Source organism: Microbispora catharanthi, assembly GCF_006334915.2.
Taxonomy (GTDB): domain Bacteria; phylum Actinomycetota; class Actinomycetes; order Streptosporangiales; family Streptosporangiaceae; genus Microbispora; species Microbispora catharanthi.
On sequence record NZ_VDMA02000004.1, the window covers coordinates 380,729 to 394,993 of the forward strand.

Genomic DNA, 14,265 nt, shown 5'->3' on the forward strand with positions numbered 1-14,265 from the left:
CAAAGCACGTTCATAGCGGTGCAAATGTTCGTCCATTACTGGACGCCGCCTCGATTACGGGGCACGAGGGCCTTCATATCCGTGGCGTCGCTGCGTAGACTCCCGGCACCGGCCAAGGTATTGCGGATGCAACCGGAAGCGGCACTTGCCAACCGCCCGGAAGTGCGCCGCACGGCCAGTCGGATCGTCGGCGCCGTCCGGGCAGGACCGAAACCCGTCTGGCCGAGGAGGACGGATGTCTGCCTATCACGCCGCTGGCGAGAGCGCAGCGGTAGCGTTGAACGGTTCCCATCTCACCCTTGTCATAGTCGTCGCCGTCGTGGCTCTGCTCGCTCTGGCCGTCGCGGGCGGCCTGGTGCGCGAGGTGCTCGCCGCCGGGCAGGGCACCGAGCGAATGCAGAACATCGCGCGGGCCGTGCAGCAGGGCGCCGCCGCGTATCTCACGCGGCAGTTCCGGACGCTTGCGATATTCGTCGTCATCATTCCGTTCCTGCTTCTGCTGCTCCCGGCGGGCTCGACCGGCGAGCGCATCGGCCGGTCCGTCTTCTTCGTCGTCGGCGCGGTGTTCTCCGCACTGACCGGTTTCATCGGCATGTGGCTCGCCGTACGAGGAAACGTCCGCGTCGCGTCCGCCGCCCGCGAGTCGGGTGAGAGGACCGCGATGCGCATCGCGTTCCGCACGGGCGGCGTCGCCGGCATGTTCACGGTCGGCCTGGGCCTGCTGGGCGCCGCGATCGTCGTGCTGGTCTACAAGGGCGACGCGCCGAACGTCCTCGAGGGGTTCGGCTTCGGCGCCGCGCTGCTCGCGATGTTCATGCGTGTCGGCGGCGGCATCTTCACCAAGGCCGCCGACGTCGGCGCCGACCTGGTCGGCAAGGTCGAGCAGGGCATCCCGGAGGACGACCCGCGCAACGCCGCCACCATCGCCGACAACGTGGGTGACAACGTCGGCGACTGCGCCGGCATGGCCGCCGACCTGTTCGAGTCGTACGCCGTCACCCTGGTCGCGAGCCTGATCCTGGGCAAGGCCGCGTTCGGCACCGAGGGCCTGGTCTTCCCGCTGATCGTCCCGATGATCGGCGTGATCACCGCGGTCATCGGCATCTTCACCACGGCTCCCCGCTCCAACGACCGTTCCGGCATGGCCGCCATCAACCGCGGCTTCTTCATCTCCGCCGCCATCTCGGCCGTGCTGGTGGCCGTCGCGGCGTTCGCGTACCTCCCGTCGAGCTTCGCCGAACTGTCCGGCGCCTCCGCGGACGTCGCCGCGCTCACCGCCGACCCGCGCCTGATCGCCATCGGCGCGGTGCTCGTGGGCCTGGTCCTGGCCAGCGCCATCCAGATCCTCACCGGCTACTTCACCGAGACCAACCGGCGTCCGGTGCGGGAGATCGGCGAGAGCTCGCTCACCGGTCCCGCCACCGTCATCCTGTCCGGCATCTCGGTCGGCCTGGAGTCCGCGGTCTACTCGGCGCTGCTGATCGGCGGCGCGGTCTACGGCGCCTTCCTGCTCGGCTTCGGCAACGTGACCGTGGCGCTGTTCGCCGTGGCCCTCGCGGGCACCGGCCTGCTGACCACGGTCGGCGTGATCGTGTCGATGGACACGTTCGGCCCGGTCTCCGACAACGCCCAGGGCATCGCCGAGATGTCGGGCGACGTCGAGGGCGAGGGTGCCCGCGTGCTCACCTCCCTGGACGCGGTCGGCAACACCACCAAGGCCATCACCAAGGGCATCGCGATCGCGACCGCCGTGCTCGCGGCGACCGCGTTGTTCGGCTCGTTCCGCACCGCGGTCGAGGGCGAGCTGGCCAAGGCGTCGCAGGGCGTGAAGAACGCCCTGGGCTCGTTCGCCGACTTCAGCCTGTCGGTGGACGCCCCGAACGCCCTGGTCGGCCTCATCGTCGGCGCGGCCGTGGTGTTCCTGTTCTCCGGCCTCGCGATCAGCGCCGTCGGCCGCGCCGCCGGCCGGGTCGTGTACGAGGTGCGCGAGCAGTTCCGCACCAAGCCGGGGATCATGGACGGCAGCGAGCTGCCGGACTACGGACGCGTGGTGGACATCTGCACCCGCGACTCGCTGCGCGAGCTCGCGACCCCCGGCCTGCTCGCCGTGCTGACCCCGATCGCGGTCGGCTTCGCGCTCGGATACGCGCCGCTCGGCGCCTACCTGGCCGGCGCCATCGCGGCCGGAACGCTGATGGCGGTGTTCCTCGCCAACTCCGGCGGCGCCTGGGACAACGCCAAGAAGCTGGTCGAGGACGGCCACCACGGCGGCAAGGGCTCGGAGGCGCACGCCGCCACCGTGATCGGCGACACCGTCGGCGACCCGTTCAAGGACACCGCGGGCCCGGCCATCAACCCGCTGATCAAGGTGATGAACCTGGTCGCGCTGCTGATCGCCCCGGCCGTCGTCGCGTACGCCGACAACGTCGCGGTCCGCGTCACCGCGACGGTCGTCGCGGTGGCGATCGTGGTCGGCGCCGTGGTCGTCTCCAAGCGCCGCGCCACCGGCATCGCCCCGTCCGGCGAGGCCGACGAGGCCTCCCGTGCCACGGAGCCCGTCGCCCACTGACGCGGCCCGCAACACGGCCCGAAGGTCCCTCGCTCATGGAGCGGGGGACCTTCTCCATACACTGAGCACTTATGGACAAGCCGAACGGGGGCAGGACGCTGGCGCTGATCCTGCTGACCATGACGGTGATGATCGCCGTGATCGTGGGCCTCGCTGTCTGGGCCATGCCATGAGCGTCCGGACGCTCGTCGTGGTCAGGCACGCCAAGGCCGGCCACGCGCCCGGCCTCCCGGACAGCGAACGTCCGCTCACCCCCGGCGGTGAACGGGACGCCCGGGCGGCCGGGGAGGAGATCCGGCGATTGGTCCCCGGGCTCACCGGGCTCACCCCGGGGCTCGTCCTGTGCTCGCCGTCGGTCCGCACCCGCAGGACCGCCGAGCTGCTCGGCCTCGACGCCCCCGTCGAGATCGAACGCGACATCTACGAGGCGTACCCCGACGACCTGCTCGGCGTGCTGCGCCGTACGGACGGCGAGATCGCGTCGGTCGTGCTCGTCGGCCACAACCCGGGCGTGCACGAGCTCGTCGCCGCCCTGACCGACGCCAGGCTCGACGGCTTCCCGCCCGGCGCGTACGCGGTGATCGAGCTGGACGTGCCGTGGGAGGACGTCGCCGCCGGCACCGGACGGCTGGTCCATGTGAGCCGCACCTGATTGCGGCCCGGCAAGGCGGGTAGTAAGAAGCGCCTGCCGCTCAGGAACGTCGTGCTCGCCAGGGCGCCGAGACTGGAGGATCCACGCCTCGCGCTCGGTTTCGGCCTGACCGGGGCCGCCTGCCTGGTGATCCCGCTGCTCACGGGCCTGCTCATCGGGCACCCCGCGGGCGGTGCGACGGTCGGCCTCGGCGCGTGGCTGGTCGCGGCGCGCACCATCGCGAACCCCGCGGGCATGCGCACCCCCTACCTGCTCGGCGTCGTGCTGTCGGTCGGCGTGGGGACGTCGCTGGGGATCCTGCTGTCGGGCAGCAGCTGGCTCATGGTCCTGGTCGCCTCGGCCCTGGCCGGGCTGGGCGGCCTGGTGCGCCCGATCGGCGTCACCCCGGCGCTCACGCTGCTGCTGACCGCCGCCAACCCGCTGCCGCTCGACCCCGTGCCGCACACGGGCCTGCAACTGCTCGGCGGTCTGCTGGCGGCCGTCCTGCTCACCCTGCCCTGGCCGTGGCGGCGCACCCGCCCGGTCGTCACGATGCTGGGGGAGACGGCCGACATCCTGGCCGGGCTGGTCGAGGCCGTGGCCGACCCCGCGGTGGGCCAGGACGAGTGGGACGAGCGCCGGAGGAAGGCCGCCGACGCGATCGCCGAGGTCCGCATGGCCCGGGCCCGCCGCGTCCGGTGGGAGCGGTCGCGGGCGGCCGAGGACGTCGCGCTCGCGTTGCGCCGGGTGTTCCACGAGATCATCGCCTTGCGGGGGCTGTGCGACACGCTGGCCCGGCGTGCGCCCGGCGCGGCGGACGAGGCGGGGCTCGGCGACCTCGTGGGCTCGCTGTCCGCGTCGCTGCGGGCCTACCTGGCCGAGTGCCCGCCCGAGCACGTGCCCGTCGTGGGCTTCGGCGATCGGGTGGACCGGCTGCGCGACCGGGTGGACCGGCTGCGCGACCGGGCCGCGGGCGGCGAGCGCGAGATGGTCGTGCTCGTCCTCCTCCGGCAGATCGCGCACAGCGCCGGGCGGATCCAGGAGGCGCTCGACGGCTCCGTCGAGGCGGCCCGCCGCCTGTGCGCGCCCGGCCTCGATCTGGCCACGCTGGCGGCTCCCCCGCCGCTCGCCTTCGACGACCCGCGCGTGCGGCACGCCCTGCGCGTCGTGCTCGGCACCGCCTTCGCCTCGATCGTCATCGTGCTGTTCAAACCCGCGTTCCCGCACTGGCTGGTGATCGCGGTGCTGGTCACCATCCAGCCGACGTACGGGGAGACGCGGGCCAAGGTGTGGGCGCGGGTGGGGGGCAGCACGGCCGGCGGTCTGGTCTCGGCCGCGATCCTGCACATCGCACCGGGTCACTGGACGCTCGTCGCGCTGATCGGGGTGTCGGCCGCGCTGGCGTTCGGCCTGGCCCCGACACACCAGGCCTACTGGGCGACGTTCATGACGATGTGCGTGCTGCTGCTGCTCGACTTCCAGGTGCCGCAGACCGCGCGGATCGCCGAGTCGCGGGTCGTGCTGACCGTCGTCGGCGGCGTCATCGCCATCGCGTGCGCGCGGCTTCTGTGGCCGCGGGGGGAGACGGAACGGCTGGCCGAGCGGGTCGGCCGGATGCTCGACTCGCACGCGGCGGTCGCCCGGACGCTGGCGCAGCTGGCCAGGGGGAAGGCGGGCGCCGAGCGGGTAGAGGAGCGGATCAGGAAGGCCGCGGTGGACGCCGAGATGGTCACGGGGGCGCTCGGCTACATCGCCAAGGAACCCGGCGGCACGGCCCCCGAGGCCGTCGACGAGGCCCTGGAGGCTGCCCAGCGGGTCCGCGACGACCTGCTGACGCTGATCTCGGTGCTGCGCGACGAGCCCACCGGCGCCGGGCCGGTCCCCGACGTCCTGGACGCCGTGGCCGACCATCTGCGGGCCACCGCGCAGGCCGTGCGGGGGCGGGAGCCGTACGAGCCGGCGGCGGAGGTGAGCCGGGGGCTCGCGGACGACGCCGTGTGGGTCGGCGCCCAGGCCGAGCGCCGCCTCAGCGAGCTGGAGGCGAACGCCACCGAGCCGGGCTCGGGGCCGGCGCTGCTGCGCACCGCCGCCGTCGACCAGGCGCTGCGCTCGCTGGACGCCGACGCCGTACGGCTGTGCGCGGCGGCGGCCGACGCCTTCGCGAGCAGGCCCTGAGGTCTCAGATCATGGGGGGCGGCATGCCGTCCTCGGCGTCGGCCGCCTCGACCTCCTCGCGGGAGATGCCGAGCAGGTAGAGGATCGAGTCGAGGTAGGGCACGTTGACCGCGGTGTCGGCGGCCTGCCGCACGATGGGCTTGGCGTTGAACGCGATGCCGAGCCCGGCGACGGCGAACATGTCGAGGTCGTTGGCGCCGTCGCCGATCGCGACGGTCTGACTCAGCGGGATGCCCGACTCGGCGGCGAAGCGCTCCAGCGCGCGGGCCTTGCCCGGCCGGTCCACGATCTCGCCGACGACCCGGCCGGTGAGCCGGCCGTCGACGACCTCAAGGGTGTTGGCGGCCGAGTAGTCGATGCCGAGGTCGGCCACCAGGGAGTCGGTGATCTGGGTGAAGCCGCCGCTCACAATGGCGAAGCGGTAGTCGAGCCGCTTGAGGGTCCGCACCAGCGTGCGCGCGCCGGGGGTGAGGACGACCTCCTTGACGACCTTCTCGAAGACCTCCTCCGACAGCCCTTCGAGTAGCGCGACCCGCCTGACCAGCGACTCGGCGAAGTCGAGCTCGCCGCGCATGGCCTCGTCGGTGACCCGGGCGACCTCGTCCAGGCACCCGGCGTGCCGGGCCAGCAGCTCGATGACCTCGTTCTGGATCAGCGTCGAGTCGACGTCCATCACGATGAGACGCTTGGCGCGGCGGTGCAGGCCGCTGCGCTGCACGGCCACGTCCACCTGCTGCGCCGCCGCCTCCGCGGCCAGCTCCGCGCGCATCGCCTGGGGGTCGGCGCCGGACACGGCGAGCTCGATGCACGTCACCGGATAGCTCGACAGCCGCTCGATCCTGTCGATGTTCGCGCCGCTCGCCGCGATCCGGCCGGAGATCCCGGCCATGGCGGCGGGCAGCAGCGGCGCGCCCAGGACGGTGACGTGCAGCCGTCCGCGTCGCCGCTTCTCCTTGGAGATCGTGCCGGTCGCGATCTCCAGGTCCATGTCGAGGTCGGCGGCGACCTGCTCGACGGCCGTCCACAGGCCGCCGATCGTGCCTCCGGTGCCGGTGGGCGGCCCGCCGGCGTAGGCGACGAGTACGCCCAGGGTGAGGCGGCCTCGGATGACGACCTGCTCCACGTCGGCCACGACGACCGGGAACCCGGCCAGTACGGAAAACAGCCGCGAGGTGACGCCCGGGCGATCCGGACCGGTCAGCGTGATCAGGAGCGTGCGCTGGTTCACGTTGTTTGAGGTTACTGCGCCGCTTGTCATGAGCGCGCACGAGGTTCACGATGCGGACGCCTTCATGCCCCCGCCCTGAGGCTCCGCTGTCATTTCCGCATGTCGTCATGGTGGTGGGCCGCGAAGCAGGCCAGTCCGGGACGCCCTGCGCCGTCCGCCTCATCGTGGCCGACACCCCCCGAGGAAGGACGCGACGCGCATGACGATCTCTCTGCAGTCTCAACACTCCCTGGGCTCCGGCCGCTACACCGTCGGGTTCGCCGAGAGCGCCGCGGACCTGCGTGCCGCCCAGCGCCTGCGCTACGAGGTGTTCGCCGGGGAGATGGGCGCCCGGCTCGACTCCCCCCTGAGCGGGCTCGACGCCGAACCGCTCGACGCGTACTGCGACCACCTCCTCGTCCGCGAGGGCGACACGGTGGTCGGCACCTACCGCCTGCTGCCGCCCCGCCGCTCCGACCGGCTCTACTCCGACTCCGAGTTCGACCTCGGCGCGCTGAAGGGCCTGCGCGGCGACCTGGTCGAGGCCGGGCGCACGTGCGTGCACCCCGACCACCGCGGCGGCACGGTCGTCGCCCTGATGTGGGCCGGAATCGCGCACTACATGACCAGCCGCGGCCACGCCTGGCTCGCAGGCTGCTGCTCGGTGCCCCTGGACGACGGCGGTGCGGTCGCCGCCGGAGTCGTCGACCGGGTCCAGTTGGGGCCCGAGGAGTATCGCGTCACGCCGCACACGCCCTGGCGCGACGCCGGGGTCTCCCGCCCCGACCGGTTCGTGCTGCCGCCGCTGCTGCGCGGTTACCTGCGGCTCGGCGCGTGGATCTGCGGCGCTCCCGCCTACGATCCGGACTTCGGCACCGCGGACTTCTTCGTGCTGCTCTCCGTGGCCGACGCCGACCCCCGTTACCTGCGGCACTTCCTCAGGCAGTCGCGGTGAGCGCCGTCGCGCACCTGCCGGCGGCCTCCTCCGCCTGGCTGCCGGTGTCTCCCTGCGCGCCCGACGTCTGCCTGCGTGCGCAGGCGCGTACGGCCGGCCCCCTGCGGCGGGCCGCCCGACTGGCGGGCGCGGCCGCCGTGCTGCTCGCCGGTCTGCCGATCGCGCTCGCGCTGGGTCGTACGGCGCGGCGCGGGGCGGTCACGACGTGGTGGTCGCGTCTGCTGCTACGGGCCCTCGGCATCAGGATCGTGACGCGCCGCGGGTTCTCCTGCATCGGGGGTTCGGCGCGGGCGCGAGCCGTGCCGGAGGAGGACGGGCCCGCCCTGCTCGTCGGCAACCACGTCTCCTGGCTCGACCCCCTGGTCATCACGGCGACCTTCGCCTGCCGCCCGCTGGCCAAGGCGGAGGTGGGCAGGTGGCCGATCGTCGGCACGCTTGCCTCCGGGGGCGGCGCGCTGTTCATCGACAGGGACAGGCTGTCCGCCCTGCCGGGGGTCGTCGCGGACATGACCGCCGCGCTGCGGCGCGGCGAGAGCGTGGCCGCGTTCCCCGAGGGCACGACGTGGTGCGGACGTGAGATGGGGCGCTTCCGGCCCGCGGTGTTCCAGGCGGCGCTCGACGCGGGGGTGCCCGTGCGGCCGCTGGCGCTGCGTTTCCTGGAGGGCACCGCGGTTCATGGAGGTACGGGGGTTCATGAAGGTACGGGGGAGCGGGCCGCCCTTTCCACCCGCCCGTCGTACGTCGGGGACGACACGCTGCTCGCGTCCGTCCTGCGGATCGTCGCCACCAGGGACCTCGTCGCGGAGGTGACGGTCTTCCCCGCCGTACGGCCGGACCGTCCGGCCGCGTACGGCGGGCCGGTTCACCGGAGGGAGGCGCGGACGGCGCTGGCGCGGATCGCCGAGGCTCAGGTCAGGACGGGGCTCATGGAGCCCGAGGAGCAGGCCGTGGCGGCCTGACGGGGGGCCGTCACACGATCGACGGCGCCCGCCCGGCGAGGCCGGACGGGCGCCGTGGTGGACGGACGGATTTCAGCGGTAGATCGAGCTCTTCGACTTCACCCAGCCGATGCTGTCGCCGAACTCGCTGAGCAGCTCCCTGGGGTCGGTGTTCGTCGACGTGTCGACGACCGCGCCGCCGAAGTAGCCGTAGAGCTTGCCGCGGGCGGACCCGCTCACCTGGGCCTTCGCCCAGAACGTGTAGCTGTTGCCCTTCTTGAGGCCGGGCAGCACGCACAGGGCCCGGGTCCGCTCCCGCGTGCAGTGCTCGTGGTAGTTGGAGCCGTGCGGGACGTAGATCCGGGTCTTGGTGACGTTCTTGGGGAACTTGACCGCGAGGAAGATCTCGTCGGTCTTGGTCCTGAGCTTGTTGATGAGCCTGACCTTGAACGACACCACGCGCCCGGCACGGACGCTGTAGGGATAGCTGATCTGGATGCGGACGGGCGCCGAGGCCGCCGTGGTCGCCGCAGACGCCGCGACCGCCGTGGACGAGGTGGACGCGGTGGACGCGGCCGACGACGCGGCGGAGGCGGGCGCGCCGGACGCGACCAGCGCGCCCGCGGCCAGTGGCACGGCCAGCAGCGCGGTCGGCTTGCCGATGAGGGTACGCATGCGGTCAGCCTTGACGATCGAGATCACGGTTTGATCACGTATCAGAGGATGAGATGGCTGTCGCCGAACTCGTGCCAGAGGTAGCCCTCCTCCAGCGCCGCCTCGTACGAGCGGGCCAGCACGCCGGTCCCGGTGATCGCCGACAGCATCATCAGGTGGCTGGAGCGGGGCTCGTGCAGGCCCGTGACGAGGCCGTCCACCACTCGCACGCCTCCCGCCGGCGTGACGACGTGCGAGGTCCAGCCCGACGCCGCCCGCACCGTGCCCGGGGCGTGGGCGTCGAGGGCGGCGGTCTCCAGAGCCCGTACGACGGTCGTGCCGACGGCGATCACCCGGCCCCCGTGCTCGCGGGTGATGTTCACCAGCCGTGCCGTCCACGGGGAGACCGAGAACCACTCGGGATAGGGCGGTTCGTCCTTCTCCGGTGACGCGACCCCGGTGTGCAGCGTGATCGGCGCGACGCCGATCCCCCGGCTGACCAGGTCGGTGACGAGCTCCGGGGTGAAAGGCCGGGCGGCGCTGGGCATCTCAGCGCTGCCCGGCTCGACCCCGAAGACCGTCTGGTAGTCGGCGAGCGGCCAGTCGCGCCCCACGTAGCCGTACCGGATGGGCACGCCGTGTGCGGCGAGGTAGGAGAGCACGTCGCGGTCCAGGTGGGCACGCCACAGGCGCGGCGTCTCCTGCGCCAGCAGGCGCAGCGTGGCCCCTCCCGGGAGCGGCAGCCACTCGCCGGGCGCGGCGCCGGAGTAGGGCGCCGTCGCCGTCGCCGTACGGCGGCGCAGCTCGACCAGCCACTCACCGGACGCGAGGCGGCCGGAGAAGTGGACGGCCAGCCGGTCGAGCCGCACCGCCGCGGGCAGGGTGGCGGAGTTGTTGACCACCAGCAGGTCGCCGGGGGACAGCAGCGACGGCAGGTCGGCGAAGACGTGGTGGGTGACCTCGCCGGTGTCACGGCGGGACACCAGCAACCTGACCTCGTCGCGGCGCAGCCCACGCGCCTCCGGCGGTTCGTGCGCCTCCAGCGGCGCCCCCAGCGCGAACTCGAACGATCCCCCCGCCCCGTACGGCCGGATCGCCGGGCCGGGTGCGGTCTTCACGGGGGGCTCGGTCCGGGCCGGGACGGCGGTGTGGGGGTCCCTGGCGGTCATTCCAGCTCTCCCCGGGTGAAGCGGCCGGGGGCGGGGCGGGTGCCCACGAGGCGCAGCAGCGCCGGGACCACGCTCTCGGGCGGCGGCGCTGCCCCGGCCTCCTCCGGGCCCACGGCGTCGGCCAGCATGCGGGTGCGCATCTCGCCCGGGTCCACCCACCAGACCGCCACGTCGGGCTCCTCGGCGGCGAGGACGTTCGACACCTGGTCGAGGGCGGCCTTGGTCGCGCCGTAGCCGCCCCAGCCCTCGTACGCCTCGACGGCGGCGTCGGAGGAGATGTTGAGGATCGCGCCCCGCCGCTTGCGCAGCGCGGGCAGCGTCGCCTGCACCAGCGCGAGCGGCGCGATCACGTTCGTCTCGAACAGCGCGCGCAGCGCGTCCAGCGGATAGTCGGCGAGCCTGGGCATCGGGGCGGGGCCGAGCCCGCTCGCGTTGTTGACCAGGAGGTCCAGCTCGGGCACGGACTCGGCGAGCCCGGCCACGTGCGCCGGGTCGGCGACGTCTCCGGGGATGGCCCGGGCGCCGAGGTCGAAGGCCGCCGACATCAGGTCCTCCTCGCCGCGCGCGGTGAGGAGGAGTGACCAGCCGTCGGCGGCGAGCGCCTTGGCGAGAGCGAGTCCCAGCCCTCGCGACGCTCCGGTGATGAGTGCGTGCTTCATGCGCTTCACGCTAGAAATCAGCACGTCAGGCGCACATCGGACCGAGGTCCGGCCGTCGCTCGGCAGTTGGGTCTAGGTCCTGCGGCCGACGCGGGCCCTTCGGCGGTGGTCCTAGTCTGTGTCCCGTGCCCGAGCCTGCCGACCCTGCCGCCGACCCCGCCGCCGACCCCGCCGCCTCCGTGCGGGACCGCGATGCGGTGCTGCACGCGGTCAGCTCGGCCGTGCTCGCCGTCACCCGCCACCTGTCGGTCCGCGAGGTCCTCCAGGTGATCGTGCGGTCCGCGGCGCGGCTGCTCGACGCGAAGTACGCCGCGCTCGGCGTGCCCGACGACGACGGCGCGTTCGCCGAGTTCGTGGCCGAGGGCATCTCCGGCGAGCAGTGGGCGGCCATCGGGCCCACCCCGCGCCAGCACGGCATGCTGGGCGCGATGCTCCGCGAGGGGACGCCGGTGCGGCTGCCCGACATCCGCAGGGATCCCCGGTTCGAGTGGTGGCCGAAGGCCCACCCCATACTCAAGGACTTCCTCGGTGTGCCGATCACGGACGGCGACACGGTCCTCGGGATCATCTTCCTGTCCAACAAGCGGACGCCCGGCGGGTTCGACGAGGCCGACGAGGAACTGCTGACGTTGTTCGCGGCGCACGCCGCCATCGCGATCACCAACGCCCGGCTGTACGAGCGGGGGCGCGAGCTCACGGTCGTCGAGGAACGCACCCGGATGGCCCGCGAGCTGCACGACGCCGTCAGCCAGAAGCTGTTCTCGCTGCGGCTGACCGCGCGGGCCGCCGCCGCGCTCGCGCGTACGGACCCCGAGCGGGCGGCCGAGGCGATCGAGCGGGTCGAGCGGATGGCGGGAGAGGCGCTGACCGAGCTGCGCGCGGTGATCGTGGAGCTGCGCCCGGCCGAGCTGGACCGGCACGGCCTGGTGGAGAGCCTGCGCAAGCAGGCGGCCCTCCTCGACCGCCTGCACCCCATGACGGTCGCCTTCACGACCGAGGGCGAGCCGCCGGGCGACCGCGGCCTCGACCTGGCGCCCGAGATCGAGGTCGCCGTGCTCCGGGTCGCCCAGGAGGCGCTGCACAACGCCGTACGGCACGCCAGGGCCGCCCGCATCGACGTACGGCTCGCGCATCGGGAGGACGCGCTGGTGCTGGAGGTGACCGACGACGGCGCCGGATTCGACGAGGCAGGCGTGCACGGCTTGGGGCTGCCGTCGATGGGCGACCGGGCCCAGGCCGTCGGCGGCACGCTGACGGTCTCCTCCGCGCCCGGCCGCGGCACGACCGTACGACTGGAGGTGCCCGCGTGATCCGCGTGCTCATCGCCGACGACCACCCCGTCGTACGGCAGGGCCTGCGTACGTTCCTGGAGATCCAGGAGGACATCAGCGTCGTGGGGGAGGCGGCCGACGGCGCCGAGGCGGTCGAGATGACCGGCGCGCTCGCCCCCGACGTGCTGCTGCTCGACCTGAAGATGCCGGTGCTCGACGGCCTCGGCGCGCTCGCGGAGCTGTCCGGCCGGGACGTGCGGGTGATCGTCCTCACCTCGGTCAGCGACCGCGGCGACGTGGCTCCGGCGATGCGGGCGGGCGCGGCGGGCTTCCTCTACAAGGACGTGGACCCCGGCGCCCTCGTGCAGGCGATCCGGGCCGTGTACGGCGGGCAGGTCCTGCTCGCACCGGAGGCGGCCGAGGCGATGCTGGCCGGCCCGGCGGGCCGCGAGCAGGACGGGGCGGGGTCCGCGCTGACCGACCGGGAACGCGAGGTGCTGCGACTGCTCGCCGCCGGCCGTTCGAACCGCGAGATCGCCCGCGAGCTCGTGGTGGCGGAGAAGACCGTGAAGACCCACGTCTCCAACGTGCTCATGAAGCTCGGCGTGCAGGACCGCACCCAGGCCGCGCTTTACGCGGTGCGCCACGGCCTGGCCTGAGCGTCCGCCTGCTCACTCCGCCCGCTCACCCCGCCAGCCGGGCGCCGCGCCGCCAGACGGCCCGGATGTTCAGGGTGTCGCCGATGGCCGTAGTGGGGTCGCCGTCGACCAGGAGGAGGTCGGCGCGCAGCCCCGGGGCGATGCGCCCGCGGTCGTCCAGCCGGAACCGCCGGGCGGTGGCGGCGGTCGCCGCGTGGAGCGCCGCGGACGGGGCGAGACCGGCGCGGACGAGGTACCCCAGTTCGTGGTGCACGCTCGCGCCGGGAGCCAGCCCGCCGAGGAACGGCACGGGGATCGAGGTGTCGGTGCCGGCGAGGACGTCCACGCCGGCCTCGTGCAGGGCCGCGACGGACGCCAGCACGTCGTCGAGCCTGCCCTGTGGGTAGCGGTTGAAGCTGCCGCGCAGGGTCTTGTCCCATCGGTCGTCGAGACGCCTGCTCACCCGCGGGTCATCGGCCAGCGCCTCGCCGGTCATCCCCATCAGCGAGGCGTTCAGGCAGACGCACGCGACGACGAAGGCGCCGGAGTCGGCGATCAACCGGATGATCTCGGGGGTGTGCGGGCGGTCCATGAACAGGTGGGCGAGGCCGTCCACGCCCGCCTCGATCGCCATGCGGGTGGCGTCGACGGTGAGTGCGTGGGCGATGGCGAGCATCCCGTGCCGGTGGGCCTCGGCGACGCCGGCGTTCAGCGTCGCCTGGTCGAGCATGGGAAGGCCCGGGTGCCCCTCGACGGTCCCGTCGTCCACCATGAACTTGATGTAATCCGAGCCCGAAGCCACGAGGCGAGGGATCCACGCCACCGCCTCCCCGGGGGTGCTCACGTGCGGTTCCGGGGGAGGACCCGCCTGCCGCCGGTCACCCGGCGCGCCGTTCCCGGCGGACGCCCGGCCGCCGGGCCCGAGGAAGGGACGGATGTCGAAGCCCTCGGGGAGCAGTTCGCTGGGATGCCCGCCCGGCGCCGTGAGACCGAAGCCGGCGGAGCGGACGTCGGCGAGCGTGTCGTCGTCCTCGATGTGGGCGCGGTTGTGCCGGGTGTGCATGCCCTGCATCTCGAGTTCCGTCGTCACGCCGAACGTCAGGGCGAGCGCGAGGGAGTCCTCGCCGGTGTGGACGTGGGCGTCGATCAGGCCGGGGAGGAGGGTCGCCCCGGCGGCGTCGACGACCTCGGCGTCGGAGGGCATGTCCCCTCCCACGGCGAGGATTCGCCCGTCGCCGACGAGCACTCCGGCGGGGCCGATCGGCCTCTCGCCGTCGAACACCCGGGCGTTGACGATGGCTGTCTTCATGGTCCGTCCCGTCTGCCGCTGATACATAGGCGCCTATGTAAGCAGATTCATAGGGGCCTATGCAAAGGCCGCGTACGGTGTCGGTAGCCT

The 14,265-nt window shown here is 73.2% G+C and carries 12 protein-coding genes; 7 read left to right on the forward strand and 5 right to left on the reverse strand.

The features are described 5' to 3' along the window. The first annotated feature begins 235 nt into the window (after window positions 1-235). The 3 genes from FH610_RS10015 (at window position 236) to FH610_RS10025 (ending at window position 5,375) form a co-directional block, all read left to right on the forward strand. Entirely contained in the window at window positions 236-2,569 is a 2,334-nt protein-coding gene (locus tag FH610_RS10015; RefSeq protein ID WP_139574015.1) for a sodium-translocating pyrophosphatase, read from the forward strand. 169 nt (window positions 2,570-2,738) lie between these two features. Beyond that, window positions 2,739-3,221 carry a SixA phosphatase family protein gene (locus FH610_RS10020; RefSeq protein ID WP_240808867.1) on the forward strand — a complete coding sequence of 161 codons (483 nt, stop codon included), beginning with the start codon at window positions 2,739-2,741 and terminating at the stop codon, window positions 3,219-3,221. Further along, a complete protein-coding gene (locus tag FH610_RS10025) occupies window positions 3,222-5,375 on the forward strand; it encodes an FUSC family protein (protein WP_139574016.1) in 2,154 nt (717 codons plus the stop codon). 4 nt (window positions 5,376-5,379) lie between these two features. On the opposite strand, the gene serB is transcribed toward FH610_RS10025, so the two are convergent. After that, window positions 5,380-6,603 (reverse strand): phosphoserine phosphatase SerB, encoded by a 1,224-nt coding sequence (serB, locus tag FH610_RS10030; protein ID WP_240808868.1) that lies wholly within the window; start codon window positions 6,601-6,603, stop codon window positions 5,380-5,382. A 199-nt stretch (window positions 6,604-6,802) separates the two neighbouring features. Here serB and FH610_RS10035 point away from each other — a divergent pair, with 199 nt between their 5' ends. After that, complete coding sequence (locus FH610_RS10035) at window positions 6,803-7,537, forward strand: GNAT family N-acetyltransferase (protein ID WP_139574018.1); 735 nt, start codon at window positions 6,803-6,805, stop codon at window positions 7,535-7,537. Further along, window positions 7,534-8,496: a lysophospholipid acyltransferase family protein gene (locus FH610_RS10040; RefSeq protein WP_161627965.1), complete on the forward strand. Its 963-nt coding sequence runs from the start codon at window positions 7,534-7,536 to the stop codon at window positions 8,494-8,496. Before FH610_RS10035 ends, FH610_RS10040 begins: the two co-directional genes overlap by 4 nt. A 72-nt stretch (window positions 8,497-8,568) precedes the next feature. Here the strand turns inward: FH610_RS10040 and FH610_RS10045 are convergent, their stop codons facing one another. The 3 genes from FH610_RS10045 to FH610_RS10055 are packed head-to-tail and all read right to left on the reverse strand — an operon-like array spanning window position 8,569 to window position 10,957. Next, window positions 8,569-9,150 (reverse strand): hypothetical protein, encoded by a 582-nt coding sequence (locus FH610_RS10045; RefSeq protein ID WP_139574020.1) that lies wholly within the window; start codon window positions 9,148-9,150, stop codon window positions 8,569-8,571. A gap of 41 nt (window positions 9,151-9,191) precedes the next feature. Then, window positions 9,192-10,298 carry an S-adenosylmethionine:tRNA ribosyltransferase-isomerase gene (locus tag FH610_RS10050; protein WP_139574021.1) on the reverse strand — a complete coding sequence of 369 codons (1,107 nt, stop codon included), beginning with the start codon at window positions 10,296-10,298 and terminating at the stop codon, window positions 9,192-9,194. Next, complete coding sequence (locus FH610_RS10055) at window positions 10,295-10,957, reverse strand: SDR family NAD(P)-dependent oxidoreductase (RefSeq protein ID WP_139574022.1); 663 nt, start codon at window positions 10,955-10,957, stop codon at window positions 10,295-10,297. The genes FH610_RS10050 and FH610_RS10055 overlap by 4 nt, the downstream gene beginning before the upstream one ends. A gap of 125 nt (window positions 10,958-11,082) precedes the next feature. Between FH610_RS10055 and FH610_RS10060 the strand changes: the two genes are divergently transcribed. Next, window positions 11,083-12,267: a GAF domain-containing sensor histidine kinase gene (locus FH610_RS10060; RefSeq protein WP_240808869.1), complete on the forward strand. Its 1,185-nt coding sequence runs from the start codon at window positions 11,083-11,085 to the stop codon at window positions 12,265-12,267. Further along, window positions 12,264-12,887, forward strand: a complete 624-nt coding sequence (locus FH610_RS10065; protein ID WP_139574023.1) for a response regulator — start codon at window positions 12,264-12,266, stop codon at window positions 12,885-12,887. The genes FH610_RS10060 and FH610_RS10065 overlap by 4 nt, the downstream gene beginning before the upstream one ends. 25 nt (window positions 12,888-12,912) lie before the next feature. Here FH610_RS10065 and FH610_RS10070 read toward each other — a convergent pair whose 3' ends face one another. Next, complete coding sequence (locus FH610_RS10070) at window positions 12,913-14,175, reverse strand: amidohydrolase family protein (protein ID WP_139574024.1); 1,263 nt, start codon at window positions 14,173-14,175, stop codon at window positions 12,913-12,915. Window positions 14,176-14,265 lie beyond the last annotated feature (90 nt).

Bases quoted from the DNA above. Each gene is read 5' to 3' on its own strand.
- FH610_RS10015 (WP_139574015.1), top strand. From the start codon at position 236: ATGTCTGCCTATCACGCCGCTGGCGAGAGCGCAGCGGTAGCGTTGAAC.
- FH610_RS10020 (WP_240808867.1), top strand. From the start codon at position 2,739: ATGAGCGTCCGGACGCTCGTCGTGGTCAGGCACGCCAAGGCCGGCCAC.
- FH610_RS10035 (WP_139574018.1), top strand. From the start codon at position 6,803: ATGACGATCTCTCTGCAGTCTCAACACTCCCTGGGCTCCGGCCGCTAC.
- FH610_RS10045 (WP_139574020.1), bottom strand. From the start codon at position 9,150: ATGCGTACCCTCATCGGCAAGCCGACCGCGCTGCTGGCCGTGCCACTG.
- FH610_RS10050 (WP_139574021.1), bottom strand. From the start codon at position 10,298: ATGACCGCCAGGGACCCCCACACCGCCGTCCCGGCCCGGACCGAGCCC.
- FH610_RS10055 (WP_139574022.1), bottom strand. From the start codon at position 10,957: ATGAAGCACGCACTCATCACCGGAGCGTCGCGAGGGCTGGGACTCGCT.
- FH610_RS10070 (WP_139574024.1), bottom strand. From the start codon at position 14,175: ATGAAGACAGCCATCGTCAACGCCCGGGTGTTCGACGGCGAGAGGCCG.